We start from the raw sequence: 25,311 nt of genomic DNA, 5'->3' as shown, positions 1-25,311 counted from the left end.
CTCGCCCGAACTGGTCACCACCGACGTCACCGTGTCCGGGATGACCTGCGGGGCGTGCGTACATCGCGTCGAACGGCGGCTGGCCCGGTTGGACGGGGTCAGCGCGACGGTCAACCTGGCCACGGGGCGGGCGCGGGTGGTACACCCCGCGTCGGTGCCCGTGGTGAGCCTGCTGGCGGCGGTCACCGAAGCGGGCTACTCGGCGACCCTGACCGCCCCGACGCCCGACCCGACGCGGGCCCGACCGGCCGGCGCCGAGGAGCACGATCGCGGTCGGCGGGATCTGCTGCTGACCGCCGCGCTCGCACTTCCGGTCCTGGTCCTGTCGATGGTGCCCGCGTGGCAGTTCACCAACTGGCAGTGGTTGTGCCTGATGCTGGCCGCGCCGGTGACGACCTGGGGCGCATGGCCCTTCCATCGACGGGCCCTGCATGGGCTGCGCTACGCGGGCGCGACCATGGACACCCTGGTCAGTCTGGGAGTGCTCGCCGCGTTCGGGTGGTCCCTGTGGGCGCTGTTCGTGGGCGACGCGGGTGAACCCGGGATGCGGATGACGGTCGACCTGCTCCCATCCGCGGCCGGCGCCGAGGCCCACACCTACCTCGAAGTCGCGGTGGCCGTACCCCTGTTCGTCCTGTTCGGCCGCCGACTGGAGGAGCGGGCCCGGGTCCGCACCGGGTCGGCCGTACGGGAGTTGGCGGCGCTGGTCCCGGACGAGGCCGCCGTACTGCACCCGGGCCGGGGCGGCCGGGAGGTCGAGGTCACCGTGCCCACCGCGTCCTTGACGGTCGGTCAGGTGTTCGTGGTACGCCCGGGCGACCGGGTCCCGGCCGACGGGGTCGTGGTCGAGGGTCGATCCGCGCTCGACGTGTCCCACCTGACCGGGGAGAGCCGGCCGATGGAGGTCGGGCCGGACGACCCGGTGCCCGGCGGAAGTGTCAACGAGGGCGGCCGGTTCACCGCGCGTGCCACGGCGGTGGGCGCGGACACCCGGCTCGCCCGGATCGCCGCGTCGGTGGAGGAGGCCCAGGCCGGCAAGACCGACGCGCAACGCCTGGCCGACCGGATCGCGGGCGTGTTCGTGCCGTCCGTGCTCGCGACGGCGGTGACCGTGTTGGGCTTCTGGCTCGGCGCGGGCGGTGACCCGCAGGCCGCGGCCGGCGCGACGATGGCGGTCCTGGTGGTCGCCTGCCCGTGCGCACTGGGCCTGGCCACCCCCACCGCGATCCTGGCCGCAACCGGGCGCGGCGCCCGGATGGGTGTATTGATCCGCGAACCTGCCGGGCTGGAACGGCTGCGCCGGGTCGGTGCCGTCGTGGTGGACAAGACCGGCACGCTGACCACGGGCGGCATGAGCCTGCTGCGGTACGAGCCCGCCCCGGGGGTCGATCCGGGCGAACTGCTGTCCCTGGTCGGCGCGGTCGAGGCCGCGTCCGGGCATCCGATCGGTCGGGCCGTGGCCCGGGCCGCGACCGAGCGGCTCGGACCGCTGCCGGCCGTCGCCGACTTCGCGGCCGAACCCGGCACGGGCGTCCGCGGGTTGGTCCAGGGGGCGCGGGTGGCGGTGCTGCGGCCGGGAGCCGAAGACGTGACGTCGTTGCCGGCGAACCTGCGCGCGGCGTTGTCCGCGGCGGACGCGGCCGGGGACACCGCCGTGCTCGCGACGGTGAACGGCGTGCCGTCCGGGGTGCTGGTGCTGGGCGACTCGGTACGCCCCGAGGCGGCCGGCGCGATCCGGGCGCTCGACCGGCTCGGCGTCACGGTGATCCTGGCCACCGGGGACCGTCCCGGGCCGGCGCGTGCGGTCGCCGACGCGGTGGGGATCGACGAGGTGCTGAGCGAGTTGGACCCGCACGACAAGGCCGAACTGGTCCGGGGCCTGCGGCAGGACCAGCCCGGACGGGCGATCGCGGTGGTCGGCGACGGCATCAACGACACCATCGCGCTGGGCGAGGCGGACCTGGGCATCGGCATGGGCGGTGGTACGGCCGCCGCGATCGGCGCCGCCGACGTCACGCTGGTCGGCGACGACCTGGCCGCGGTCGCCGACGCGATCCGGCTCTCCCGGCGGACGACCGGCACCATCCGGGCCAACCTCGGTTGGGCCTTCGGCTACAACGTGGTGCTGATCCCGGTCGCGGCGACCGGGCTGCTCAATCCGATGTTGGCCGCCGCGGCGATGTCGGTCAGTTCCCTGGCGGTGGTGAGCAACAGCCTGCGGCTGACCCGATTCCGCGCCGACCGCCGCCTCGACGACCCGAAACGGGATCCGAAGTGAAGCCTCTCGCCCTGCTCAAGACGGTCGCGGGCCCGCTCGTGGCGGCGGCCCTCGCACTGACCCTGCTCACCGCCTGGACGGCCGCGGGACAGGCGGGCACCGCACCGAGGTTGTCGATCAGCGACGGCCGCGTGCATCTGGCCACCAACGCCGACGCCACCTCCGCGTACTTCACCATCCGCAACTCCGGCGCCGCCAACGACGAACTCGTCGGCGTGAGCACACCGATCACCACCGACGTGGGCTTCAGCTTCCACACCTACACCGGCTACGCGGGCCGGATGTGGATGACCAAGTCCCTCCCGATCCCGGCCAAGGGCCTCCTCGGCATGACCGCGAGCGGCGCCAACATCATGCTCGGCACACCCCCCGAGCTGACCCCCGGCCAAACCATCCCCTTCACCCTCCACTTCCGCCACAGCCCGCCCATCCACACCACAGCCACGGTAATCCGCCCCGGCACCTGGACACCGGCAAAAACCACCTGACCAACACGGAACCCCGCGATCCGCGGAGACCTGCGGCGGGGCCGCAGCCAACCGGCGGAGGGGACGGCGGGGGCGTGGCGCGAAGCCGGCAACAGGCAGCGCCGAGCCTGTGGCAACATCGCTTGGCGCACGGCGAGTACGGCCGACGGCGGGCTGTGCGTTGGCGGCGGGGCGGGTGCGTGACGTGGGGCGTGGCGGGGTTGGATTCGCGGTGGGTGGCGAGGCTGGGCGTCTGCTCACCGAGTACGCGACGCTGATCGGCGCCCACGTCGCCGCCGCCGAGACCGCCCTGGCCGACCTTCGCGCCGGGCGCACCGGTCGGATCACCATCCACTACTTCGCCACCGTCGGAGCCGTGCTGGTGGCTCCCGCGCCGGCCGCGCTGCGCCGCGAACACCCCGGCGTGCAGGTCCGGTTGAAGCTGTCCGATCCGAGGCATCCGCTGTCCGAGGTCCGGGACGGCCAGGCCGACATCGCGCTCGTGGTCCGCCCGGACGACCGCCCGTCCGTCGACGGGCTGCGCTTGGTACACCTGCTCTACGTCCGCTATCGCGCGGTGCTCCCGAAGGGTCACCGGCTGGCCGCGAAGCCCGTGCTGGAACTGTCCGACCTGGCCGAGGAACAGTGGGTCGCGAGCGAGTCGCCGGGCCCGTGCCTGGACGTCCTGCTCGACGCGTGCGGCGCGGCCGGCTTCAGCCCCGAGTTCGTGGTGGAGAGTCAGGACTACGCCACCGCCCAGGGCTTCGCCGCCGCCGGCCCGGGTATCGCGCTGGTCCCCGAATCAGCTCTGGAAACCCGTCGATCCGCGACCGTCGTCCGCCGGATCCGCAACCCCGAACCGATCCGCAGGATCTACGCGGCGGTCCGCGAGTCCGCGCCTCCGCAGCCCGCCCTGCGCGCCTTCCTCGCCGCATTGCACGACGCCGCGTCCCGCTGAGCCGACACCACGCCCGTCGACCAGACACCACGTCCACGGATCGACGCGCCGCCCCACCCCGCGCGCACGCGGGACAGCCCCGCGTGCTGCCCACAAATCCATGGGAATTCACCGCCGGAGCCGCCTATGACCACACGTCCCGATGGGGATGCTCATGGGTGGGCGCGACGGTGGGGGGCGCGATGCAATCTGCAAACGTGGGCACGAACAGCGAAACGGGCACCGCCGCCCGCACCGCCCCCGGCGGGTCCCTCGCCCGGCTGGCGCGCGACGCGCGGGCGCGAGAACGGGAGTTGCGTCGCGAATGGGACCAGGCCCGCCGCGTGGCGATGCGATACGAGGCCGCGTCGCAGGCGGAACAGCGAGTCGTGGCACACCTGTTGATGCTGACCGGCTACGGCTGGCGGCCCGCCGTCGACCGCCGATGGCCGGGAACCCGCACGGCCAACGTGGACCTGCTGCTGGTCGGGCCCGCCGGGGTGTACGTCGTCGACGTCAAGAACTGGCGCGCCGCGCCGAACATCCGAAACGGCACCCTGTACGCGGGAGATCGGCCGCGGGCCGGCGAGACCGCGAAGCTGCTCGCGATCACCGCGATCGCCGAGGAGGCGATCGCCACGCTCGGCGTCTCGCCGGTGGCCGTCGTGCCGATGATGGTGTTCGCCGGCCATCGCGTCGACGCCGGCCTGGGCCGGATCCGACTGCTCGGCGAGACGCAGGCCGCGCCCGATCTGTTGGGGCGACCGGCCCGCCTGGACCCGGAATCGGTGACGGCGATCGCGCGGCACCTGGAGCGGGTGTTCCCGGCCTACGAGGACCCCACCGAACCCTCGACCACACCCGTGACCACGACCCCGCCCCCGTCGACGACGGCGGTCACGCGTACGTCCCCACCCGGACCACTCGACGCGTCCTTCGATCCGAGGGAGTTCGCCGCCGCCACGCTGCGGGCCGCACGGCTCGGGCCGATCGAACGCTGGATGACCTACCTCGATCCCGGCCAGTGCGCGCTGGTTCGGGCCGACTGGCCCGGACCGGCCCGGATCACCGGCCCCGCGGGCACCGGGAAGACCGTGGTCGGCCTGCATCGCGCCGCCTACCTGGCCCAACACGGCACCGGCCGGGTGCTGTACGCGACCTTCACCGCCAACCTGCCCCGCGTACAACGCACGTTTCTGGCCACGATGGCGCCGGTCGCGGTGGACCGGGTGGACTTCAGCGGCATCCACGCCTGGGCGCTCGCGTTCCTGAACGGACGTGGCGGCCCGCCGCGTGAACTCGACCCGACCCGGGCCGCCGCCGCCTTCGACCGGGCCTGGGCGGAGGTCGGTCGGGGTGGACGCCTGTCCACGCTCGCGGCCTCGGCGGGCTACTGGCGCGACGAGATCGATCACGTGATCAAGGGCCGTGGGATCACCACGTTCGACCGGTACCGGCGGCTGCCCCGACCCGGGCGGCGGACCCGGTTGACCCGCGCGGGCGACCGCGAGGCGGTATGGCGGTTGTACGAGCGCTACGAACGGCTGCTGCGCACGGAGCAGGTGTGCGACTTCAACGACGTACTCGCCGCCGCGCTCCGCGAGGTGCTGCGGCGCGGGCGGCAGCCGGCCTACGCCTCGGTCATCGTGGACGAGGTGCAGGACCTCTCGCTGGTGGGCGTACGCCTGCTGCACGCGCTCGTCGGCGACGCCGCCAACGGCCTGTTGCTCATCGGGGACGGCCAACAGGCCGTGTATCCGGGCGGTTTCCGGCTCGCCGAGGCCGGTGTCACGATCCCCGAGGAGCGCACCCACGTCCTACGCCGCAATTATCGCAACGCGCCCGGCATCGTCCGCGCCGCACTCGCGGTGGTCGGCGCGGATGGCTTCGAGGACCTCGAACACGGCCGCGTCACCGGCCCCCGTCCCCTGGAACTCGACGGCGGGGCGGGCAACGCAGACGGGCCGGGCGAACCGGCGCGCGAGGTGGTCCGGGTGCATCGCGCGACGGTGGCCGCGCACGACGCCGCTCTTCTCGCCGCGTTACGGGCCGACCCCCGCGCGTGGCCGGACACCGCGGTGCTGTGCCGCTCCCGCGCCGAGGTCGGCCACTACACGGACCTGATCGAGCGGGCCGGGATCCCGGTATGTCTTCTGGCGCAGTACGAGGGTCGGCCGACGGCGGGAGTCAAGATCGGCGGCTACGTCCGCGCCAAGGGGTTGGACTTCAAGCACGTACTGCTGCCGAGGTACGACCCGGCGCGGCCCGGCGGCGCCCGGGGCGGCACCCGCGGCGGTGGCGACGCGGCCCGCGAGCGGGCGGAACTGGCCCGGCGCAGGGTGTTCGTCGCGATGGTCCGGGCCCGGGACACGCTGTGGCTCGGCCAGGTCGGCGCACCCGCGCCGCGGACCCGCCCGGCGACGCCCGGCCGCTGAGGTCCGACGCACCGAACGGCGGGACGTGCCGAAGCGGGCCACCCCCGCATCCCGCGCCACCCGGACCCGCCCCCGCGAAGGACCCGCCCTGCGATGAACTCTCACCCGATCGGGGACAATGAACGGATCATCCCGAGCGCGCGACGGAGCGGCGGCTCGCGGCAGCCCGATCCGGCAGGAGTCCCCACACCGTGTCCGACCAGCGCGAACCCGCCGTACCCGGCCGAGACCCGGGCCTCGTCGAGGAACGGGCCGACAGCCTCCGCGCGGACTGCGCGAACTGCTTCGCGCTGTGCTGCGTCGCGCCCGCCTTCGCCGCCTCCGCGGACTTCGCCATCGACAAGCCCGCCGGTCGGGCCTGCCCCAATCTCCGGGCGGGCGACTTCGGCTGCGGCGTGCACACGCGCCTGCGCGACATCGGCTTCTCGGGCTGCACCGTCTACGACTGCTTCGGCGCGGGACAAAAGGTCGCCCAGGTCACCTACGCGGGACGGGACTGGCGCCGGGCGCCGCACACCGCGCAGCAGATGTTCCGGGTGTTCCCGATCATGCGGGACCTGCACGAGTTGCTCCGATACCTGCACGAGGCGCGCTCGCTCCCGGCCGCGCGCCCGATCCACGGCGAGTTGCGCAGCGCGTACCAGGACACCGAGCGCCTCACCCTGGGCGAGCCCGCCGAACTGCTCCACATCGATATCGGGGCGCTGCGGCAGCGCCTGAACCCGCTGCTCCTGCGGGCGAGCGAGTTGACCCGCGCGGGCGTCCCGGGCAAGAAGAAGGAGCGCCGCGGCGCCGACCTGATCGGTGCCAGGCTGCGCGGCGCGAACCTGCGCGGCGCGAACCTGCGTGGGGCGTACCTGATCGGCGCCGACCTGCGCGGTGCGGACCTGCGCCTCGCCGACCTGATCGGCGCCGATTTCCGCGACGCGGACCTGCGCGGCGCGGACCTCACGGACGCCCTGTACCTCGTCCAATCCCAACTCGACGCCGCCAAGGGCGACCCACACACCAAGCTCCCCGCAACCCTCACCCACCCCACCCACTGGACCCCGTAACCTTTGCGCCGCCCTTGCCGTGGATCGTGTCCGCGTCGAGTTTCCCGGGCGTGCCGGTGTGCCGGTGTGTCAGTTGTACGGGGCCAGGTCGTGGGCCGTGCCCGACCGGCCACGAGCCGTCGGCGGTGGGCGGGGGCGGTGGGCCGTCGCCGGTGGATCCGCCCCTCAGCCGCCGTACGTCCGCCGCACCTGATACACCCCGGCCGCCACCCGATGGGAACGAGCCCGGAGCATCGGCGCGATGCGGGCCGGCCACACGGTCGTCCGGGACCACACCACGCCCGCGAGCGGGCCCGTGTCTACCAGGTCCAGTCGGGACAGATCCGCCCCTGACGCGTCGACCGCCTCGGCCCGGACCTCTTCCTCCATGGCGATCGCGAGCCGTACCGCCGCCGCGACGGCCTCCGGTACGGCGAGCGGATCACATCTCGCCGGACCGTCCGACCCGGGTATCTCGCGCAATCCGCCCTGGATCGCCTGCAACGCGCGCCCGCTCTCCGCCAGGGCCGTCCCGAGCGCGTCGACCAGCGCGATCACGCGTGGGGACACGGGAGGGGGCAGGTGGGTGAGCCGCCTGCTCAAGCAGCGTGCCTGCCCGGCGGCCAGGGACAGGGCGATCAACACCTCGAGCCGGCGCGCTCCCAACCGGTTCCGAGGCGACGCGTCGAGGATCCGGAAGGCGCGCCGCGCGGCCTCCCGGTGTGCCAGTGCCCGCTCGCGGATGTCCCGCGTTCGCGCGCGCAGCACGATCGCGGTCTCGACCGGGCCGCGACGGGGCACGACTTGCGGTTCCGGACCTGCCGAGACACCGCGTTCGAACTCGTACAGCGCGCGGCTCATCGCGTCGCCGAGCCGGATCCAGGCCCGCCCCTCGGTCCGCGGATCGACGGCATCGTCGGCACCCGACAGCGTCCACAAGTCGCGCTCGGTGAACGTGCGTCGTTCCTCGTCGGAAATGCTCATCGAGCCGCCTCCTGCTGTCGCATGTCTCGAACCGCAAGCCGAACCGCGCGTCGAACCAGAGGGCCGAACAGAAAGAGGCCGCGCACAAGTCGAGCATGAACCGAACACGAATGCATACATCGAGCACGAAGAACGGCCAGGAGGCACCGGACGCTCGGCGCGAAGTCGCGGAACGACCGGCCCGGCCGGCGTGAAAGCGGGGATGACAAAGGCACTTTATGAGCAAAGCTGCATGCTTGGCCTCGTAGTTCACGGTATCAGCCGGTGGATGGTTTCCTCCATGCATACGACACCCACAGTTACCCGGCGAATCTCCCGCGTGACCTTTGCCCGCCGGGCGCACGCAGGGCGTACGTCGAGCGCGCTTCGAGCGCGAACCGCACAGCTGGGTCGTGAGGCGCTGGTCCCGGCTGCCTCGCGCCCGCACTACGGGCGCTGAACGTGCAGGCGCACCATCGGGGCCACCGGGCGCACGCGCTCGATCCGGCCGAGGCCGAGCGCGCGACCTCGACCGGCTACCCGCCGGGCAACGCGCCTTCGGGGTAGGCCAGTCGGCGGTCGCGGCGGCGGGCTGCGGGACCGTCAGGCCGCCCTGGTACACCTGCGCGAGGTCGCCCGGGCGCCGGCTCGCTCGGCGGGCGACGCGGCGGGCATCGGGCTCTACCACCACGCGACGCCGGCCCACCAGGAAGCCGATGCGCTCGCGGCGGTGGGCGATCGTACCGGAGCGATCCGGGCGCTCGTCCTGTCCCTGCGCCACCGCCCCTGCGGCGAGCGCCGAGCCCGCGCGGTCACCACCGCCCGGCCGGCCGAACTGCACCTGGATCAGGGTCAACGTGGAGCGCGGTTGCGCGACCTGGCAGGCGTTCGTGGACGACTATCCGCTGCTGCGCTCGGGCCGCACGAACGCCGCGCTGCGCCACACCTGGCGCCGTACCGGGGCAACACGATCACCCGCACCCTGTTGGAGCGGGCCGGCAGCGGGCCGGCAGCGCGCCGATCCGCCCCCGCCCGGCTTCACCGACCGGAGCCCCTCAGGCCCGGCCGAGCACGTAGTCCAGCGTGTCCGATCGGGCCCGCCCGAGCACGCTCTCCCGCAGCGCCTCGGCGAACTCCTCCACGGTGACCATCCCGTCGCCGTCCGTGTCCACCGCGTGCAACCAGCCGATCCGGCGCGTCGGCGCGAGGTCCGAGCCGATCAGACGCGCGTAGTCGGCCTGATCGATCCGACCGTCCCCGTCGCGGTCCACCGCGGTGGCCACCCGCACCATCAGCGCGGCCATCGCGGCCCCCGGCGCGGCCTCGGCGAGCACTCGATACTCGTCGGCGTCGACCACACCGTCGTGGTTCGCGTCCGCCGTCGCGCGCAGTTCGTCCCACCAGGCGTGGAAGGCCGCGTACATGACCTCCTCGTCCACCGCCGCCAGGTCGAGTCGATCGCTGAACACCCGTGCGAGGGCGGCCAGATCGGGCCAGGACAACACCCCGTCGCCGGTCTGGTCGAGAATGCGCACGAAGGCGTCCGCGAGCTGCGCCGCCGGGTCGGCCGAACGATCGCGCGCCCCGAACCGGCGCAACCCGCGCCCGGCTTCCCGCTTGGCCGCGATATAGGTCGCCGCGAGTGGCATGTACACCCACCTCGTCGGCAGCAGGTCGCCGGCCACCGCGGCCGTCCGGCAGGCGAGCGACAAGACGGCCTCGGTACCGAACGGCACCTTTCCCCGCTCGCCCAATCGCTCCCGATAGCTCGGCGGCAGCGTGGCGGCCACGAGCGCGCGGATCCCGGTGCCCAGCACGGAGCATGCGGCCGACCACACCGCGTCCGGTACGAAGGACAGTTGCGCGGGCGCGGGCAACCGCCCGAGCGCATCCAGGAGTTGCTCGACCCCGTGCCCGGCCGTCAGCCGCTCGCGCACGGTCTCGTCGAAGTAGACGCGGTATTCCTCCAGCGTGGCCGGCATCTCGCTCGCCGGCACCCCCGACTGCCGTCCCACCAACAGCCATTCCGCGTACAACTCGGCCTGTCGCTCGTCGTCGAGCGGATCGCCGCCGAGCTCGCACATCAGTACCATCGCGTCGAACACGGTCAGGTGCACCCACGCCTGCGCCTGCGGGTCGAGCCCCGAGAACGCCTGGCCCTGCGCGTCGACCCCCTTGATGTGCCCGTGCAGTCGGCGCAGCCGGGCCGCCTCGCGCTCGCGGTCCGCCTCGTCCTGATAAAGCAGCCGTTGCAGACTGAGCAGGGTCTGCTCGATCCGACGCCACGGGTGCCGGCGGTACGTGGAGAACTCCACCACCCCGGCGCCGACGACCGGGTGCGCCGTCTCCAGCACGATCGCCCGACCGATGGTGGTCAGCAGCCGCCACTGTCCGCAGTAGCGCCAGGAGAGGGAGCCCGCGCCGGGGAAACGCTCGGTGTGATCCGACATCCGGGGTGCGTCCGACATGAGTGGCCTCTCTCGCGGATCGACATGGTAATCGTGACGATACAATCCGTCACCGTTTGTCGTGGGCGATCCGGAAAACCACAGGTTCCCCCGCGAAAAGCCGCCGATTGCGCCTGTGCGAGGCCCCCGGCTCCGCCGGCGAAAGCCCGGCTCCCGCCGCCGGAAGCCCGTGGGCACGGGTTTCGCAAGCGCTCGCGGTCCGCCTCACCGAGACTGGAAGGACCGACCCGGCCCGCGCCGTGGGCGCCGGCCGGGGCCTACGGCCGAGGAGGGCAGCCGGATGGCGATTGTGGTGGCGGAGAAGACGATGTCGCTGGACGGGTTCATCGCCGACCCGTCGGACGGCGTGGCGGAGCTGTTCGGTTGGTACTCGAACGGGAACGTGGAAACGCCCGCACCGGGTGGGGCGATGACGTTCCGCACCTCCGAGGCGAGTGCCCGGCATCTGCGCGAGCTGCTGGTCAACGCGGGGGCGGTGGTGACCGGGCGCCGCCTGTTCGACCACACCGACGGGTGGGACGGCAGCCACCCGCTCGGTGTGCCGGTCTTCGTGGTGACCCACCACGTGCCCGGGGACTGGGTCACCGCGCACCCCCGGGCGCCGTTCACCTTCGTCACCGCCGGCGTGGAGAGCGCCGTCGCGCAGGCCCGGGCGGTCGCGGGCGACCTGACGGTGGGTGTCGGCGGCGCGGACATCGTGCGCCAGTGCCTGGACGCGGGCCTGATCGACGAGATCGTGGTCGACCTGGTCCCGGTCCTGCTCGGCGCGGGCATCCGGTTCTTCGACCAGCTCGCGAACACCCCGATCGAGTTGGAGGCGACCCGGGTGATCGAGGGCCGGCGGGTCACACATCTGTACTTCCGGGTGCTCCGGACGCCCTGAGCGCACGTGCAAGGAAGGATCCGGCCCCATCCGGCCGGCCACACCCGACTCACCGCTCGCGCAGCACCGCCGCGAGCGCCTCGATCGTGCCCGTCCACGCGTGCGCCGCCGGTGCCGCGAAGCCCACCAGGATCCCCTGCTCCGGGGCCTCCCGGTGCCACAGCTCGCCCAGCCCGCGCAGCGCCATCCCGCGCTCGGCGGCGCGCGCGAGCACCCGCTCCTCGGTCGGTCCCTCCTTCGGCAGCGTCATCAGCACGTGCAACCCGGCCGGGACGCCCCACAACCGCAGTGCGCCGGCCCGCCGTTCCGCCTCGAACCGGCGTACCAGATACGCCCGCCGCCGCCGATAGCTCAGCCGCGCGGCCCGTACGTGCCGGTCGTAGTCGTGCCGGGCGAGCAGATCCGCGAGGACGAGTTGGCTCAGCCCCTGGGTGTGCCAATCGGCCCGGTACTTGGCCCGCACCACCGGTTCGACCAGGTGGGCGGGCAGCGCCATCCAGGCCAGGCGCAGGCCGGGCCCCAGCGTCTTGGACACCGATCCGCAGTACGCGACGTGTTCGGGCGCCATCCTCTGGAGTGCGCCGACCGGCTGCCGGTCGTAGCGGAACTCGCCGTCGTAGTCGTCCTCCACGATCAGCCCGCCGCTCGCACGCGCCCACACGCACACCTCGTGCCGCCGCCCCGGTCGCAGCGGCACGCCCGTCGGGTATTGGTGCGCCGGTGTCAACACCACCGCGCCCAGCGCCGGATCGACCGGCCGGTCCAGGCGCGCGCCGTCGGCATCCACCGGCAGCGGCAGCACCACCCGTCCGGCGTGCCGGAACACGTCGCGGTAGACGTGGTGTCCGGGGTCCTCCATCCCCACCGCCGCCACCCCGGCCTCGGCCAGCACGCTCGCGAGCAGGCCGGCCGACTGGTAGAAGCCCGAGGTGATCACGATGCGATCGGGTGTGGTCGACACGCCGCGGGTGCGCCCGAGGTGCTCGGCCAGCACGGTGCGCAGTTCGATGCGGCCCTGCGGGTCGCCCGGGCCGTGCACGTCGGCGGGCGGCGCGGTGGTCAGCACCCGGCGGGTGGAGCGCAGCCACGCGGCGGTGGGGAACGCGGACACGTCCGGCATGCCCGGTCGCAGGTCGAAGCGCGGTGCCTGTGGTGTCGATCCGGTGTCCGCCGCGTCCCGCGCGGGTGGGCGGGGCAGGTCCGCGACCCGGGTGGCGGCGCCTTGACGGGCGATCAGGTACCCCTCGGCGACCAGTTGGTCGTATGCCGCGGTCACCGTCCCGCGTGCGAACCCCAACTCGGCGGCCAGGCCGCGGGTGGACGGCAGCGGCGTGCCCGGTGCCAGCCGCCCGGCCCGCACCGCCGCGCGCAGCGCGCGCTCCAAACCGACGCGGCGACCGGCGGCGCTGTCGACCTCGACGTGCAGATCGAGCGCGTCGATCGGGGAACTGGTCCAATCCTCGAACATTTCACTGGATCTTAACCCTGGTCCGGTCATCCCCGTAGCGTCGGCGTCATCGCGGCCGACTACACCGGAACCACCGCTTCCCCTCCCCTCAAGGACGCCCGCATGATCGTGTTCGCGCACCTCAGTGACACCCACCTCGACGGCGGTCCGCGCGCGGCCGAGCGCACCCGGGCAACGATGGCCCATCTCGACGCGTTCCCGTACGACCTGGACGTGGTGCTGGTCACCGGCGACATCGTGGACAACGGCACGCCCGCCGAGTACGACCAGGCGCGTGCGCTGCTCGCGTCCCGGCACCCGGTGCTGATCCTGCCGGGCAACCACGACGTGCGCGGGCCCTTTCGTGCGGGACTGTTCGGCGAACCCGCCGGCGACGAGCCGATCAACCGGGTGCACCACACGGCCGGCGGCGCGGTGTTCGCGCTGTGCGACTCGTCCGTCCCGGGCCGCGCGGACGGCCTGCTCGCCGACGAGACGCTCGCCTGGTTGACCGACGTGCTGGACGAAGTGCCCTCCTCCGCGCCGGTGTTCGTCGCCTTCCACCACCCGCCGGTGGAACTGGGCAGCCCGGAAATCGACCGGATCCGCCAGTTCGGCGCGGACCGCCTCGCCGCCGTGGTCGCGGACCGGCCCAACGTGATGGGTCTGCTGTGCGGGCACGCGCACACCCCGGCGGCCACCACGTTCGCGGGCAAGCCGCTGATCGTCGCCCCCGGGGTGGTGTCCACCATCAACCTGCCGTGGGAACGCGTCGACGACGACGCCCCGTTCGTGAACCCGGACATCCCCCCGGCGCTCGCGTTCCACCGGCTCGACGACGAGGGTCGATTGACCACACATTTCCGCACGGTGGCCTGATCCCCCGATAGCGTTCCGCTGGTACGCCCAACGGAGCGAAGGGGGCCGCGGATGTTCGGACGACGCCGGGAGAAGACGGGGACGACGGCCGGGGCGGGCTTCGCGGTGGGTCCGGTGCGCGTACGCGCGGCCGCGGGCACGGTGGTGGGCAACAAGTACCGGGCCAACTTCGACGTGCCGGCCCTGGAGCCGGACCTGCGGCTCGCCGCCGTCGCCGACGGCATGGGCGACGGGCCCGGCAGCACGGCGGCCGGGCGGATCACGATGACCGAGTTCACCGCCTCGATCCGCCGATCCGCGTCCGCCGGGCACGGGACCGGCCCGGCCGACCTGCGAGCGAGCGTCGCCCGGATCCAGGACCTGGTGCTGGCGGAGGCCGCGGGCCTGCCCGGCTTCACCGGCTGCACACTCACCGCACTGGTCGCCGAGCCGGATCCGGACCCGAACCAGGCACCGCCACCGCCACCGGTCCGGACCGCCGAGGCGACGGCCTGGCTGGTCCAGATCGGCGACTCGCGCGCGTACCGGCTGCGGGCCGGTCGGTTGGACCTGCTGACGGTCGATCACACCGAGGCGTGGCTGGGCGCGCTGTACGGCTGGTACCCGAGCGAGTCGCCACAGGCCGCCGCCGCGCGCTACCGGCTCAGCCGCTACGTGGGACATCCCGATCGCCCCGAGCCGGACGTGCTCAACGTGAGCCTGCGGCCGGGCGACGTGTACCTGCTGTGCACCGACGGCGTCGCCGAGCAGATCGCCTACCACCCGCTGGCGGCGCTGCTGGCCGCACCCGACGCGCCGACCGAGATCGTCGCCCGGTTGCTGAAGGCGACCCTGGACGCGGGCGGCCACGACAACGCGACCGCGGTCGTGTGGTGCGTGGACCACCGCGAGGATCGGCCCGCCCAGGACGCGCCGGGCTGAGTCGTCGACGCCCGGGTCGGGCCTCCCACCTCCCGCTTTCCGGGCTTCGGCCGCGTCGTGCGAGGATTTCCGGACGTGCGCCGAGGCGTGTGTGCTCGATGCCCCGTCGTGGTGCCGGTCGGGGGATCCAGGACCGGTCTCGGCCCCACCGACCGAAGGACGGGCGCGCATGCGCGACGAGAAGATCAGCGAATACCTGAAGCACCTCGCCGACCGGGTGCCGGCGCCGGGTGGTGGTGCGGCCGCCGCGCTGCACGCCGCCCAGGCCGCGGCGCTGCTGGGGATGGTCGCGCGCTACACCACCGGTGACAAGTACGCCGAGCACGCCTCCTCGATCGCCCAGGTGATCGCGCTCACCGACGAACTGCGGAACGTGGCACTGCGGTTGGCCGGGGAGGACGCGGCCGCTTTCACCGCGGTGACGGAGGCCTACCGGCTGCCCGCGGACACCGACGAGGCCGTCGCCGAGCGCGCGGCGACGATCGCCGCCGCGCTGGTAGGCGCGGCCAAGCCGCCGGCGGAGGTGGTCGTGGTGGCCGCCGCGTGCGTCGAACTGGCCGAGAAACTCCTGCCGATCGGCAACCCCAACGTGGTCACCGACGTGGCCGCGGCGGCCGAGGCGGCCCGTGCGGCGGCCACCACGGCGCGGGTGAACATCGAGATCAACCTCCGCGGGATCAAGGACGAGACGGCCCGCGCCGAACTGCGCACGCAGGCCGGCCGGGTGGACGACATCGCGGTGCGCGCCGACCAGGTCACCGCGGCCGTCCGCAAGGAGGTCAACCGATGACCGCGAGCGTGCTCTCCGGCCGGGAACTGGCCGCCGCGATCCGCGCCGAGACCGCGACCCGCGCCGCGCTGCTCGCCGAGGCCGGCACCCCGGTCACGCTCGCGGTCGTGGTGGCCACGGCCGACGAGGCCGGCGCGTGGTACGTACGCTCGATCGCCGCGGCCGCGGCGAAGGTCGGCATCACCTGCGACGTGGTCGACCTCGGTCCGGACGCTGCCCCCGAGACGATTCGGGGCACGCTGGCGGCGCTGAGCGCGGACGACGCGGTGCACGGGATCATCCTGCAGACCCCCCTGCCGGACGGCGCGGTACCGGCGGACCTGGCCGGCGCGATCGCGTTCGGCAAGGACGTGGACGGCGCGAACCCGCTCTCGCTCGGCCGGCTCGCCGCCGGTCTGCCCGCCTTCGCGCCCGCCACGGCCGAGGCGGTGGTGGCGATCCTGGACCACCACGGCATCGAACTCCGCGGCCGGCGCGTCGCGGTGATCGGCCGCTCGACGGTGGTCGGCAAGCCCGCCGCGCACCTGTTGCTCGACCGCGACGCGACGGTGACCGTCTGCCATTCGCGAACCAAGGACCTGGCCGGGTCGACCTCGACCGCCGATGTGCTGGTCGCCGCCGTCGGTCGAGCCGGGCTGATCACCGCCGAACACGTCGCGCCCGGCGCGGTCGTGGTGGACGTGGGCACCAACCCCACCGCCGACGGCGGTCTGGTCGGCGACGTGGACGCGGCGTCCGTGGCGCCGGTGGCCGGCGCGCTCACCCCGGTACCGGGTGGTGTGGGGCCGGTGACGACGGCTCTGCTCCTGAACCACACGGTGCGCGCGGCGGCCTCCAGCTGACCGCGCGCGATCGCCCGGCTCCCGGGCCGCTCGGGATCACTCGGCCCGGGATCGCCCGCCCCCTGGTCGCGCGCAATCGCCCCGTCCGGGGAAGGAATCACCACCCGGCCACACGGCGGGAGGTCACCACCGGGCCACGCGGCGGCCGTCACGCTGGTGCCAGCGGCCCGGAAGGTCGATGATCTCGGCGCCGGCGGCGCGGAACCGGTCGGCGGTGGCCCGGGCTCGCTCCGGGTCCAGGGCGAACACCCACAGGCCCGGTATCAGCACGGTGCGCACCGCGCCCGCGGCCACCTGGGCCAGCAGGTTCTCCAGTTCCGGCGCCTGTTCGCGCGAGGACACGCCGTTGTCCAGGCACACCACGGGCTGGTTCAGGCCGAGCCCCTGCGCGTACGCGGTCAGCGCGTTGCGATGCGCGGCCATCTCCCACGGGTCGCGTGGATAGCACCTGAGATAGGCGACGGGCGCGCCGGCGTACGGAGGGGAGACGGTCGTCATGGCGACTGATTCCTTTCCGGCGATCGGCACGGACCCACGGCCCCGCCTCGACGCCAGTCAACACCGTCCGACCCGAAAGGTCTATACCAATATTGTCATCCGGGCGTGACTCCCCGGGATGGCGAGATCGCGCGTGCGGCGCGAGCCCGTCCGGCGGTGCGAAGTCGTACCGTGAACACATGAGCTCCAACGATCCGGGCGGTCCCGGTCGAGGGGGTGCCACTCCATCCGGGCCGGTCCCGTCCCAGCGGCGGCGCCGCAAGCGCTACTTCGTGATGATGGGCGTCTGCCTGCTGCTGTTCCTGCTGGCCGGTACGGTGGTCTACCGCTGGTCGGTGGCCGCGGCCGCGGGCATGACCGTCGTCGCGATGGCGATCCCGCCCTTCGCCGCGATCGTGGCCAACCGTCGCGAGCAGGGCGACCGCTGGTGGGACGAGTAGCCCCATCCGGTCGCGAAGTCGTCCGCGCGCCGCGCCCGCCGGCCCGGATCCGCCGCCGTCACGGATTGGTTCCGACGCGGTGACAGCCCCGCATACGGCGAACCACGGCGACCACCCGGCCCGTCCCCACCGATGACCCGCGACCGCGCGGGCAGGGGGGAAGGGGGCCCGGATATGCCCATCGATCCGGGAATGCAGGCGGCACGGCGGGCACAGGCGTTCCAGGAGGGCGTCAACCGGCGCGTCTTCGCCGACCAGGCGGCAGCCGCCGACCGTCGGCGGCGCCGGCGCGGCGGCCGTTCGAGCGGTTCCGGTCTGCTTGTGCTGTTGTTGGTGATCGGCGCGGTGGTCCTGGCCGCGAAGTACCCCGACCAGGCCCACGATGTGGTCGACCGGACGCGTCCGCTGGTGGACCGGGTGCTCGGCACGATCGACGACCCCCGCTGACTCGCGCGAGCACCGGCCGGCGCACCCGGTCCGGGCGGCAAGGGCACGCCGTGCGGGCGTGGTTCGGGGGATGTCGGACAACCGGGCAGTAGGGTCGGTGGCCGAGCGGCCGGGTGCTGTCGGGCCGTCCCCGTCGGGAGAGGACGTCGTCATGGGTCCAGTCATCGCGGTCACCGGAGCGAGCGGGCAGGTCGGCGGCCGGGTCGCCCGGCGGCTCGCCGAGGCCGGCGTAACGCAGCGCCTGCTGGGGCGGGACCCGTCCCGGTTGCCGGAGTTCGAGGGCGCGGTCAAGGCGCCGCCGGCGTCCTACGGCGACGACGCGGCGATGCGACGGGCCCTGGCGGGGGCGGACACGCTTTTCCTGGTGTCCGCGCGAGAGAGCGCCGATCGGGTCCGCGAGCACATCACCGCCGTGGACGCGGCGGTGGCGGCCGGTGTCGGGCGGATCGTGTACGTGTCCTTCCTGGGCGCGGCGCCGGACGCGACCTTCACATTCGCGCGCGACCACTGGCACACCGAGCAGCACATCCGGGCCACCGGGGTGCGGTACACGTTCCTGCGCGACAGTCTCTACCTGGCCGGGCTGCCGGCCATGGTCGGCGCGGACGGGGTCATCCGCGGTCCGGGCGGGGACGGGCGGGTCTCGGCGGTGGCCCACGACGACGTCGCCGACTCGGCGGCGGCCGTCCTGCTCGGCGGCGACGCGCACGACGGCCTCCGCTACGACCTGACCGGCCCCGACGCGCTCACGCTCGCCGAGGCGGCGGCCGAGCTGACCCGCTTCGCCGGGCGACCGATCCGCTACGTCGCGGAGACCCGGGATCAGGCGTACGCCTCGCGCGCGCACTACAACGCGCCGGCGTGGGAGATGGCCGGCTGGGTGACCTCGTACGAGGCGATCGCGACCGGCGAGATGAGCGAGGTGTCCACCGCGGTCCCGAACCTGACCGGCCGGCCGGCGCAGAACCTGGCCGGCTACCTGACCACCCACCCGCGAGCGTGGGAGCACCTGAAGGCATAGGCCCTGTCCGGCGGATCTTGGTGAATCGGGCCGCGTCGTGAGCGCAGCGAGGAGCCCGAAGGGCGGATGCCGTGCATCGGCGTGCCGGAGAAGCAGCCGCAAGGGGTTCCATTCGGCTGTTTCTCCGGTGCGGCGAGGCGCGGTGCCAGGCGGCGCGGACCCACCAGGATCCGCCGGACAGGACCCAGCCGGCGTCCCACGCACGGCCGGCTCGGTCGCTCCCCCGACCGGCCGTGCCCCGGGTGCGGCCGGGCCCGTCGGCGGGTCTGCTGGGGCTATGCACCCCAAACACCCGATCATCGAGCTGACCGAGCTGCTGATGCGCGAGACCGACCTGCCGCAGGATCGGGCAAGCGCCCTCGTGCAACGGATCTGGGACGCGGGGGTGGCCGAGGGCACCCGCCGGATGACGGACGACCTCGCCGCCGCCAACCGCGAGACCCAGGAGCTGCGCCGAGCCCTCGACGACGAGTGACCCGGGCTCGGGGTCCGCGCGGGTGCGGTGCCCAAGACGTGGTGTCCCCGTTCGGGGCCGGACCGGGACACCACGCCCGTCTGTGGTGCGGAGCCCTACAGCGGCAGGGTGTCCGCGACCTGCCTGACGTGGTGCAGGCTGTTGAGCCCGTCCGGATAGACCGCGGACGGGACACCGGCAACCTTGCCGGTGTTCGGCGTCGGCTCCTGCGCGTGGGCGGCGGACGCGGCGAAGGCCGCGAGTGCGGTGCCGGCCAGGGCGGCGGCTGCGATGCGCTTCATCATGTCCCGCCCAACGAGACCACGACCGCTTGGTCACCGCGGCATCCCAGGACACGGCCCGGTTCACCTGTTCGGCGTTCGTGCGCCGCCCCCGACCGGGAACACGAGCACGAACGCGGAAAGGGGTACCGATGGCGCCGGAGCACCTGGACTCGGCCGACTGGTGGCACGACACGATGATCCACGACGGCCGGTTGCCGATGACCCTGGCGTTCGCGTCGCTGCTGATCACCTTCCTGGTGACGCGGACGATCACCCGGCTGATCCGGGCCGGCCGGGGGCCGTTCCACAACATCGGCGGCGGCGGTGTGCACATCCACCACGTGGTGCCCGGCATCGTGCTCGCCCTGCTCGGCGGCTTCCTCGCGGTCGGCGCCGGCGAGTACCTGGTCGCCCGGTCGGTCGCGGGGGTGTTGCTCGGGATCGGCGCGGGGCTGGTGCTGGACGAGTTCGGGATGGTCGTACATCTGGCCGACGTGTACTGGACCGAGCAGGGCCGGATCTCGATCGAGGCCACCGTGCTGGCCACCGCCGCGGCCGGCCTGGCGGCGAGTGGGTTCGTGCCCTTCGAAGCGACCCCCGAGGGGGACACCGTCGACGATCGGGTGGCGTGGGTGATCGTGCTGCTGCTCGACGTGGCGATGGCGGCGATCACGTTCGCCAAGGGCAAGGTCGGCACCGGGGTGATCGGCATCTTCGTCCCGTTCGTCAACGTTGTCGCGGCGATCCGGCTGGCCCGGCCGGGGTCGCCGTGGGCCAGGCGGCGCTACCACGACAAGCCGCACAAGCTGCGTCGCGCCACCGCCCGCGCCGCACGCCACGACGCCCGCTGGCGCCCGATCCGCCGCCGCCTCGAGGACACCATCGCCGGCACTCTGGTCTCGGCGCCGCCGGCACCGGCACCGCCCCCACACCCGCGTCCCCGAGTCGTCGGCACCCGCCACACCCTGAGCCGGCCGACCCCGCACACCGACTGACGAAACCGCACCGAGCGCCCGCCGACGCGCCCGACCGGCAGGTTTCACGTCCCGCGCCGTCTGGCGACGCCCGCTCGCGCCCCCCGATCCGGGAACGGTGAGCCGATGACGTACCGCGTCGAATCCCTGTCCCAGCCGTAGAGTTGGCTGCGCGGCGCGGGCCCCACGTGCAGAGCGCCTACTCCGACACGGTGAACCGATTGCGCGCCGATCCGTGGCGAGTCGGCGAGCCGCGCACAAGGCGCCGGACACCCGCAGCTACGCGTTCTGCGTCGAGGGCATCGCAACCTTCGTGATCGAGGACCGCTGCGCCACGGTGACCATCGTCGAGATCCGCTGAGCCTCCGTCACCCGACCCTGGCGCCCCTCGTGCCGCGCCGAATCGAGCGCCCGGGTCACCGGCCCGCGACCGTTCCCGCCGCTTCGCCGGGCGGGTGTTGGCGGGCGGCCAGGACCGCGATGTCGTCCTCCGGCTTGTCGGTGATCATCCGCGCGATCAGCGTGTCCACCAGGCGCACCAGCGGTGTCTCGGCGTTCAGTCCCACGTGGGTCAGCCGCTGGAGCGATTCGCCGATGTCCTCGCCCCGCCGCTCGACCAGGCCGTCGGTGTACATCACCAGGACCCGCTCCGGCTGGCTGCGCCGGCGCACCGAGGTGTAACCGCCGAACCCGGTGCCCAGCGGTGGTCCGACCGGGACGTCCACGAGTTCGGCCGCGTCGCCGGGCCCGACCAGGAGCGGCGGCAGGTGGCCGGCGCTGGCGAAGGTGACCGTGCCCGCGTCCGGGTCCACCAGGACCAGCAGGCAACTGGCCACCCGCTCGATGCCCGCCTTGGTGCTGGTGCGGTCCACCGCCGCCAGGATCTCGTGCGGCTCCAGGTCGGAGCGTGCCTGCACCCGCAGCAGGGCCCGGAACTGGCTCATCTCCACGGCGGCCTGCACGCCGTGGCCCATCACGTCGCCGACCGCGAGCAGGGTGCGTCCGCCGCTGAGCGCGACCGCGTCGTACCAGTCGCCGCCCACCTCCACGCTGCTGCCCGCCGGGCGATAGCGCGAGGCCAGTTCGATGTCCGGGTGCGGTGCGTCCGGCGCGGCCAGCAGCGCGTGCTGGAGGGCCAGCGCGATGTCGTGCTCGTGCGCGTAGCGGCGCGCGTTGTCCACGCTGATCGCCCCGCGCCGGGCCAGGTCCCGGGCCAGCACCACGTCCTCGGTGGAGAAGGCCGGTACGGCGCCGTGCCGGGCCAGGGTGACCATGCCGATCGCGCTGCCCCGGGCGACCAGGGGCAGCGCGACCACCGAGTGCAGGCCGACCGAGCGGAACACCGCGAGCCGGTCCGGGCTGGAGACCTCGCGGGCCAGTTCCTCGTCGCTCGCCCGATTGACCACCACGGGGCTGCGCTCGCTCAGTGCGCGCGGCACCATCGAGCCCTGTTGGTAGTCCACGTTCTCGCCGGGCCGGCGCAGGATCGCGGCCTGTTCGGCCATCCCCGGCCGGTGCGACAGCGCGGCCCGCCACATCCGAACCATGTCCTCCGGCGCGTGCGGTGTGCCGTTGGCACCCTCGACCGCGAACACGTCCACCGCGGCCACGTCGCCCAGTTCGGCGACGAACAGTTCGGCCAGTTCCTCGCAGGTTTCCACCAGGTCCAGGGTGGTGCCGACCCGGGTCGCGGCGGCGTCCAGGAACGCCAGCCGGCGGCGGGCCGCGTCCAGTTCCATCTGGGTGCGGCGGGACTCGGAGACCTCGAGTATCACGCCGGCCAGGCCGACCACCACGCCCTCGTGCTCCAGGCGGTGGTAGGCGCCGTGCCACCAGCGGCGCCCGGGCGGGCCCGCGTGCGTGATCCCGGTGGAGGTGGCCTCGCGGGCCACGCCGTCGCTGAGCACCGCCCGCAGGATGTCGTCCTTGGCGTCCACCTCCGGAAGCACCTCGCCGATGCTCCGGCCCAGGTGCTCCTCGGCCGAGACGCCGTTCATCCGGGCCAGCGCCGGATTGACGTACAGATAGCGAAGGCTCGGGCTCATCACCGCGACCGCGGCGGGCGTGCCGTCGAGCAGACCCTGCAAAACCGCGTACGCGCCGGCCTCGCGCACGTCGTCGCCCTCGACCCCGACCAGGCGCGCGACAGCGCCGGTCACGGCGTCGACCTCCGGCACCATCATCGGCGGGTCCGCGTACTCGTCCAGCGCCACGCCTGTCCTCTCCAGCCCCGGGTCCCGTGAGGCGCCCGGCCCCCGGAAGCCGTCCATCGGGTTCCAGTTTGGGCCACGGCGACCCGAACGCGCGAGCGGCAGGCCGTAGGGCGTTACACCATCGTGGCCATGATCTCCTCGACCATCGCCATCGTCGTACCCGGATGCAGGAAGGCGAAGCGGGCCACAGTCTCACCCTCCCAACCGGTCGGTGTGACGAAACCCACCTGGCCGGCCAGCAGCCGGTGCGACCACTCCAGGTAGTCGGCCGCACTCCAGCCGACCCGCCGGAAGAGCACCGCGGACAGCTCGGGGTCGCGGATCAGTTCCAGGTGCGGGGTGGCCCGGATCAGCTCGGCGGTGTCCCGGGCCAGCGTGAGCGCGGTCTCGATCGCCTCGGTGTAGGCGTCGGTCCCGTGCACGGCGAGCGAGAACCACAGCGGCAGGCCGCGGGCACGGCGGGTGAGGTGGTACGCGTAGTCGGTCGGGTTCCACTCCTCGGGCGCGTCGGTGTGCAGGACGTCCAGGTAGGACGCGTCCTGGGTGTGCACACCGCGGGCCAGGGCCGGGTCGCGGTACACCAGCGCGGCGCAGTCGAACGGCGCGAACAGCCACTTGTGCGGGTCGACCACGAACGAGTCGGCCAGCTCGATCCCGTCGTAGCGGGCGCGCACGCTGGGCGCGAGCAGGCCGGCGCCGCCGTAGGCGCCGTCCACGTGGAACCACAGGTCGCGCTCGCGGGCGACCGCGCCGATCCCGGCCAGGTCGTCGATGATCCCCGCGTTGGTGGTGCCGGCGGTGGCGACCACGCCCACCACGTCCGCCACGTCCGGGTCGGCGTCCAGCGCGGCGCGCAGCGCCTCGCCGGTCAGGCGGTGGTCGGTGGTCTTCACCACGAGCGCGTCCATGCCGATGATGCGCAGCGTGTTGCCGATCGAGGAGTGCACCTGGTCGCTGACCGCGATCCGCAGGCGGTCCCGGGCGGTGGCGCCGGTACGCAGCCGGCCCATGTCCCGGGCGACCACGAGCGCGGACAGGTTGCCGGCCGAGCCGCCGCTGACGAAGCAACCGCCGGCGCTCGCGGGCAGCCCGGCCAGGTCCGCGATCAACCGCAGCACCTGGTTCTCGGCGGCCACCGCACCCGCCGCCTCCAGCCACGAGATGCCCTGGAGGGACGCGCACGAGACGACCATGTCGAACAGCAGCGCGGCCTTGGTCGGCGCGGCCGGAATGAAGGAGAGGAAGCGCGGGCTGTCGCAGGAGATGACCGCCGGCGCGAGCTGGTCGGCGTAGATCGCCAGCACGTCGCCCGGGTCGTTGCCCTGCGCGCCGATCAGGCCGTCGAGCGCGCGGTCGAGCTTGTCCTTGCGCCCGGGGTTGTCCAGCGGGACCGGATCCAGTGCGAGCCGCTCGCGCATGTAGTCGAAGACCAGGTCGGCGAGGGCGGGATCGTACCGGTGCATGCGCATGGCGGGGCTCGACAATCTCTCGGCGCGTTCGGGCGGCGTTTCCCGCGCAGGGTGGGTTTCCCGCGGTGGCGTATCCCGCGCGGGTCGGTGTTCCGGCGAAAACCGTGGGGCGCCGGGTTGGTCCGCACCGGCACCTCAAACCCTACGTACGGGTGTGCGATCGGGCCAAGAGGTCGATCTTGCGCGTCGACGCCGATCTATTGCGTCTCCACTCCCTGCCAACTCGTTCCATTGCGCCTGACCAGCCGGGAAAGCACGACAGAGCTCTTGGTGCGGACCACGAACGGCTCCGCGTTGATGCGCTCCAGGATGCGTTCGAAGTGCTGTACGTCCTCGGCGAGCAGGTGGATCACCGCGTCCGCGTCGCCGGTGACGGTGCTCGCCGAGACCACCTCGGGGAACTTCGCCAGCGCCCGTCCGATCGCGCTCGGCGAGGTGCGCCCGACGCAGTACAACTCGACGAACGCCTCGGTGCTCCACCCCAGCGCGGCCGGCTCCACGGACGCGGAGAACCCGGTGATCACACCGGCGGCCAGCAGCCGGTCCACCCGACGTTTGACGGCGGACGCGGACAGACCGACCCGGGCGCCGATCTCGGCGTAGGTCGAACGCGCGTCGTCGATGAGCGCGGTGATGATCCGGCTGTCCAGCGGGTCCAGCGCCATCGGTCGGGTCTCCTGGGTACGGGTCGGGCGGGGTGGCGACGGGGGCGGGGGCTTGGGGCGAGGCGGTTCGGGCGGGCGGCTCGGGTGGGCGGTTCCGGTGGGCGGTTCCGGTGAGCGGGGCACAGTGACGGTAGCCCACCGGGGCTTCGGTACCCGATTCACGCGCGCTCGCCTCGGGCGCCGAGGTCACGTCCGGCGGTGGCGGGCGAATGTGTCGGTGTCCGGGCGACGCGGTTGTCCGACGGTAAGTACCTTCCGTTCCCCGGAAGTTCACTTCGAGGACGCGCCGGTGCGCATTAATCGAGGCCGGACTCGGGACCGGCGACCGGTCACACGGGAAACGGCCGATTCGGGGTCGTCCGGGCGGTTGTGCCGCGTTCCCGCGGGGTGCGGCGCGTGGGTGCGGCCACCGCCCCGCGCGGGGGGGGTGGGAGACCGAATGGCCGGCCGAGAAACCCGGTTTGCGCCGGGATGGCGCTCCCCCCACACACCCTCCGCAACC

Annotated in this window: 23 protein-coding genes and 1 pseudogene; 16 read left to right on the top strand and 8 right to left on the bottom strand. The window is 73.4% G+C overall.

All coding sequences use genetic code 11. The features are described from left to right. Positions 1 to 40 precede the first annotated feature (40 nt). From ACZ4FV_RS37380 to ACZ4FV_RS37360, 5 genes are all read left to right on the top strand, one after another. The gene (locus ACZ4FV_RS37380) at positions 41 to 2,278 is read left to right on the top strand and encodes a heavy metal translocating P-type ATPase (RefSeq protein WP_402231554.1); all 2,238 of its coding nucleotides are present in this window, start codon (positions 41 to 43) and stop codon (positions 2,276 to 2,278) included. Further along, complete coding sequence (locus tag ACZ4FV_RS37375) at positions 2,275 to 2,766, top strand: copper chaperone PCu(A)C (RefSeq protein WP_395858883.1); 492 nt, start codon at positions 2,275 to 2,277, stop codon at positions 2,764 to 2,766. Before ACZ4FV_RS37380 ends, ACZ4FV_RS37375 begins: the two co-directional genes overlap by 4 nt. 211 nt (positions 2,767 to 2,977) lie before the next feature. Then, positions 2,978 to 3,703 carry a LysR substrate-binding domain-containing protein gene (locus ACZ4FV_RS37370; protein WP_465325026.1) on the top strand — a complete coding sequence of 242 codons (726 nt, stop codon included), beginning with the start codon at positions 2,978 to 2,980 and terminating at the stop codon, positions 3,701 to 3,703. 197 nt (positions 3,704 to 3,900) lie between these two features. Beyond that, on the top strand, positions 3,901 to 6,117 hold the full coding sequence (locus ACZ4FV_RS37365) for a UvrD-helicase domain-containing protein (protein ID WP_465325024.1): 2,217 nt from the start codon (positions 3,901 to 3,903) through the stop codon (positions 6,115 to 6,117). A gap of 191 nt (positions 6,118 to 6,308) precedes the next feature. After that, the gene (locus ACZ4FV_RS37360) at positions 6,309 to 7,172 is read left to right on the top strand and encodes a pentapeptide repeat-containing protein (RefSeq protein ID WP_465325022.1); all 864 of its coding nucleotides are present in this window, start codon (positions 6,309 to 6,311) and stop codon (positions 7,170 to 7,172) included. A 165-nt stretch (positions 7,173 to 7,337) separates the two neighbouring features. On the opposite strand, the gene ACZ4FV_RS37355 is transcribed toward ACZ4FV_RS37360, so the two are convergent. Then, the gene (locus ACZ4FV_RS37355) at positions 7,338 to 8,135 is read right to left on the bottom strand and encodes a hypothetical protein (RefSeq protein ID WP_465325020.1); all 798 of its coding nucleotides are present in this window, start codon (positions 8,133 to 8,135) and stop codon (positions 7,338 to 7,340) included. A 1,034-nt stretch (positions 8,136 to 9,169) separates the two neighbouring features. Beyond that, complete coding sequence (locus ACZ4FV_RS37350) at positions 9,170 to 10,564, bottom strand: oxygenase MpaB family protein (RefSeq protein ID WP_402231274.1); 1,395 nt, start codon at positions 10,562 to 10,564, stop codon at positions 9,170 to 9,172. A gap of 298 nt (positions 10,565 to 10,862) precedes the next feature. On the opposite strand from ACZ4FV_RS37350, the gene ACZ4FV_RS37345 reads away from it, so the two are divergent. Beyond that, positions 10,863 to 11,465, top strand: a complete 603-nt coding sequence (locus ACZ4FV_RS37345) for a dihydrofolate reductase family protein (RefSeq protein WP_395858889.1) — start codon at positions 10,863 to 10,865, stop codon at positions 11,463 to 11,465. A 49-nt stretch (positions 11,466 to 11,514) separates the two neighbouring features. On the opposite strand, the gene pdxR is transcribed toward ACZ4FV_RS37345, so the two are convergent. Next, the gene (gene pdxR / locus ACZ4FV_RS37340; RefSeq protein WP_465325018.1) at positions 11,515 to 12,933 is read right to left on the bottom strand and encodes a MocR-like pyridoxine biosynthesis transcription factor PdxR; all 1,419 of its coding nucleotides are present in this window, start codon (positions 12,931 to 12,933) and stop codon (positions 11,515 to 11,517) included. A 102-nt stretch (positions 12,934 to 13,035) separates the two neighbouring features. On the opposite strand from pdxR, the gene ACZ4FV_RS37335 reads away from it, so the two are divergent. The 4 genes from ACZ4FV_RS37335 (at position 13,036) to ACZ4FV_RS37320 (ending at position 16,344) form a co-directional block, all read left to right on the top strand. After that, a complete protein-coding gene (locus ACZ4FV_RS37335) occupies positions 13,036 to 13,791 on the top strand; it encodes a metallophosphoesterase (RefSeq protein ID WP_465325016.1) in 756 nt (251 codons plus the stop codon). A gap of 51 nt (positions 13,792 to 13,842) precedes the next feature. Next, entirely contained in the window at positions 13,843 to 14,712 is an 870-nt protein-coding gene (locus ACZ4FV_RS37330) for a PP2C family protein-serine/threonine phosphatase (RefSeq protein ID WP_465325014.1), read from the top strand. 169 nt (positions 14,713 to 14,881) lie between these two features. Further along, positions 14,882 to 15,502: a cyclodeaminase/cyclohydrolase family protein gene (locus ACZ4FV_RS37325; RefSeq protein WP_395858894.1), complete on the top strand. Its 621-nt coding sequence runs from the start codon at positions 14,882 to 14,884 to the stop codon at positions 15,500 to 15,502. Beyond that, on the top strand, positions 15,499 to 16,344 hold the full coding sequence (locus tag ACZ4FV_RS37320; protein ID WP_395858895.1) for a bifunctional 5,10-methylenetetrahydrofolate dehydrogenase/5,10-methenyltetrahydrofolate cyclohydrolase: 846 nt from the start codon (positions 15,499 to 15,501) through the stop codon (positions 16,342 to 16,344). Before ACZ4FV_RS37325 ends, ACZ4FV_RS37320 begins: the two co-directional genes overlap by 4 nt. A gap of 123 nt (positions 16,345 to 16,467) precedes the next feature. Here the strand turns inward: ACZ4FV_RS37320 and ACZ4FV_RS37315 are convergent, their stop codons facing one another. After that, entirely contained in the window at positions 16,468 to 16,842 is a 375-nt protein-coding gene (locus ACZ4FV_RS37315) for a hypothetical protein (protein WP_395858896.1), read from the bottom strand. A 179-nt stretch (positions 16,843 to 17,021) separates the two neighbouring features. On the opposite strand from ACZ4FV_RS37315, the pseudogene ACZ4FV_RS37310 reads away from it, so the two are divergent. From ACZ4FV_RS37310 to ACZ4FV_RS37295, 4 genes and pseudogenes are all read left to right on the top strand, one after another. Beyond that, positions 17,022 to 17,279: pseudogene (locus ACZ4FV_RS37310) on the top strand (DUF3099 domain-containing protein); the annotation flags it as partial. A 177-nt stretch (positions 17,280 to 17,456) separates the two neighbouring features. Further along, positions 17,457 to 17,729, top strand: coding sequence for a hypothetical protein (locus ACZ4FV_RS37305; RefSeq protein ID WP_465325011.1), 273 nt, complete (start codon positions 17,457 to 17,459; stop codon positions 17,727 to 17,729). A 151-nt stretch (positions 17,730 to 17,880) separates the two neighbouring features. After that, positions 17,881 to 18,750: an NAD(P)H-binding protein gene (locus tag ACZ4FV_RS37300; protein ID WP_402231280.1), complete on the top strand. Its 870-nt coding sequence runs from the start codon at positions 17,881 to 17,883 to the stop codon at positions 18,748 to 18,750. Positions 18,751 to 19,027: 277 nt separating this feature from the next. Next, entirely contained in the window at positions 19,028 to 19,225 is a 198-nt protein-coding gene (locus ACZ4FV_RS37295; protein ID WP_395858899.1) for a hypothetical protein, read from the top strand. A gap of 95 nt (positions 19,226 to 19,320) precedes the next feature. On the opposite strand, the gene ACZ4FV_RS37290 is transcribed toward ACZ4FV_RS37295, so the two are convergent. After that, positions 19,321 to 19,509, bottom strand: a complete 189-nt coding sequence (locus tag ACZ4FV_RS37290) for a hypothetical protein (protein ID WP_402231281.1) — start codon at positions 19,507 to 19,509, stop codon at positions 19,321 to 19,323. 128 nt (positions 19,510 to 19,637) lie between these two features. Here ACZ4FV_RS37290 and ACZ4FV_RS37285 point away from each other — a divergent pair, with 128 nt between their 5' ends. Next, a complete protein-coding gene (locus ACZ4FV_RS37285) occupies positions 19,638 to 20,483 on the top strand; it encodes a hypothetical protein (protein WP_395858901.1) in 846 nt (281 codons plus the stop codon). 214 nt (positions 20,484 to 20,697) lie between these two features. Further along, positions 20,698 to 20,823, top strand: a complete 126-nt coding sequence (locus ACZ4FV_RS37280) for a hypothetical protein (protein WP_402231282.1) — start codon at positions 20,698 to 20,700, stop codon at positions 20,821 to 20,823. Positions 20,824 to 20,878: 55 nt separating this feature from the next. Here the strand turns inward: ACZ4FV_RS37280 and ACZ4FV_RS37275 are convergent, their stop codons facing one another. The 3 genes from ACZ4FV_RS37275 to ACZ4FV_RS37265 form a co-directional block, all read right to left on the bottom strand. Beyond that, the gene (locus tag ACZ4FV_RS37275) at positions 20,879 to 22,732 is read right to left on the bottom strand and encodes a SpoIIE family protein phosphatase (protein WP_465325006.1); all 1,854 of its coding nucleotides are present in this window, start codon (positions 22,730 to 22,732) and stop codon (positions 20,879 to 20,881) included. Positions 22,733 to 22,788: 56 nt separating this feature from the next. Then, positions 22,789 to 24,144 (bottom strand): pyridoxal phosphate-dependent decarboxylase family protein, encoded by a 1,356-nt coding sequence (locus tag ACZ4FV_RS37270; RefSeq protein WP_465325004.1) that lies wholly within the window; start codon positions 24,142 to 24,144, stop codon positions 22,789 to 22,791. 197 nt (positions 24,145 to 24,341) lie between these two features. Continuing rightward, positions 24,342 to 24,809, bottom strand: a complete 468-nt coding sequence (locus tag ACZ4FV_RS37265) for an Lrp/AsnC family transcriptional regulator (protein WP_331770984.1) — start codon at positions 24,807 to 24,809, stop codon at positions 24,342 to 24,344. Positions 24,810 to 25,311: the final 502 nt, after the last annotated feature.

This window comes from Embleya sp. NPDC025285, from assembly GCF_055558835.1.
This window is presented reverse-complemented; position numbering and strand designations above follow the sequence as displayed.

Bases quoted from the DNA above. Each gene is read 5' to 3' on its own strand.
- ACZ4FV_RS37380 (WP_402231554.1), top strand. From the start codon at position 41: ATGACCTGCGGGGCGTGCGTACATCGCGTCGAACGGCGGCTGGCCCGG.
- ACZ4FV_RS37355 (WP_465325020.1), bottom strand. From the start codon at position 8,135: ATGAGCATTTCCGACGAGGAACGACGCACGTTCACCGAGCGCGACTTG.
- ACZ4FV_RS37350 (WP_402231274.1), bottom strand. From the start codon at position 10,564: ATGTCGGATCACACCGAGCGTTTCCCCGGCGCGGGCTCCCTCTCCTGG.
- ACZ4FV_RS37345 (WP_395858889.1), top strand. From the start codon at position 10,863: ATGGCGATTGTGGTGGCGGAGAAGACGATGTCGCTGGACGGGTTCATC.
- pdxR (WP_465325018.1), bottom strand. From the start codon at position 12,933: ATGTTCGAGGATTGGACCAGTTCCCCGATCGACGCGCTCGATCTGCAC.
- ACZ4FV_RS37335 (WP_465325016.1), top strand. From the start codon at position 13,036: ATGATCGTGTTCGCGCACCTCAGTGACACCCACCTCGACGGCGGTCCG.
- ACZ4FV_RS37330 (WP_465325014.1), top strand. From the start codon at position 13,843: ATGTTCGGACGACGCCGGGAGAAGACGGGGACGACGGCCGGGGCGGGC.
- ACZ4FV_RS37325 (WP_395858894.1), top strand. From the start codon at position 14,882: ATGCGCGACGAGAAGATCAGCGAATACCTGAAGCACCTCGCCGACCGG.
- ACZ4FV_RS37320 (WP_395858895.1), top strand. From the start codon at position 15,499: ATGACCGCGAGCGTGCTCTCCGGCCGGGAACTGGCCGCCGCGATCCGC.
- ACZ4FV_RS37315 (WP_395858896.1), bottom strand. From the start codon at position 16,842: ATGACGACCGTCTCCCCTCCGTACGCCGGCGCGCCCGTCGCCTATCTC.
- ACZ4FV_RS37305 (WP_465325011.1), top strand. From the start codon at position 17,457: ATGCCCATCGATCCGGGAATGCAGGCGGCACGGCGGGCACAGGCGTTC.
- ACZ4FV_RS37300 (WP_402231280.1), top strand. From the start codon at position 17,881: ATGGGTCCAGTCATCGCGGTCACCGGAGCGAGCGGGCAGGTCGGCGGC.
- ACZ4FV_RS37295 (WP_395858899.1), top strand. From the start codon at position 19,028: ATGCACCCCAAACACCCGATCATCGAGCTGACCGAGCTGCTGATGCGC.
- ACZ4FV_RS37290 (WP_402231281.1), bottom strand. From the start codon at position 19,509: ATGATGAAGCGCATCGCAGCCGCCGCCCTGGCCGGCACCGCACTCGCG.
- ACZ4FV_RS37285 (WP_395858901.1), top strand. From the start codon at position 19,638: ATGGCGCCGGAGCACCTGGACTCGGCCGACTGGTGGCACGACACGATG.
- ACZ4FV_RS37275 (WP_465325006.1), bottom strand. From the start codon at position 22,732: ATGGACGGCTTCCGGGGGCCGGGCGCCTCACGGGACCCGGGGCTGGAG.
- ACZ4FV_RS37270 (WP_465325004.1), bottom strand. From the start codon at position 24,144: ATGCGCATGCACCGGTACGATCCCGCCCTCGCCGACCTGGTCTTCGAC.
- ACZ4FV_RS37265 (WP_331770984.1), bottom strand. From the start codon at position 24,809: ATGGCGCTGGACCCGCTGGACAGCCGGATCATCACCGCGCTCATCGAC.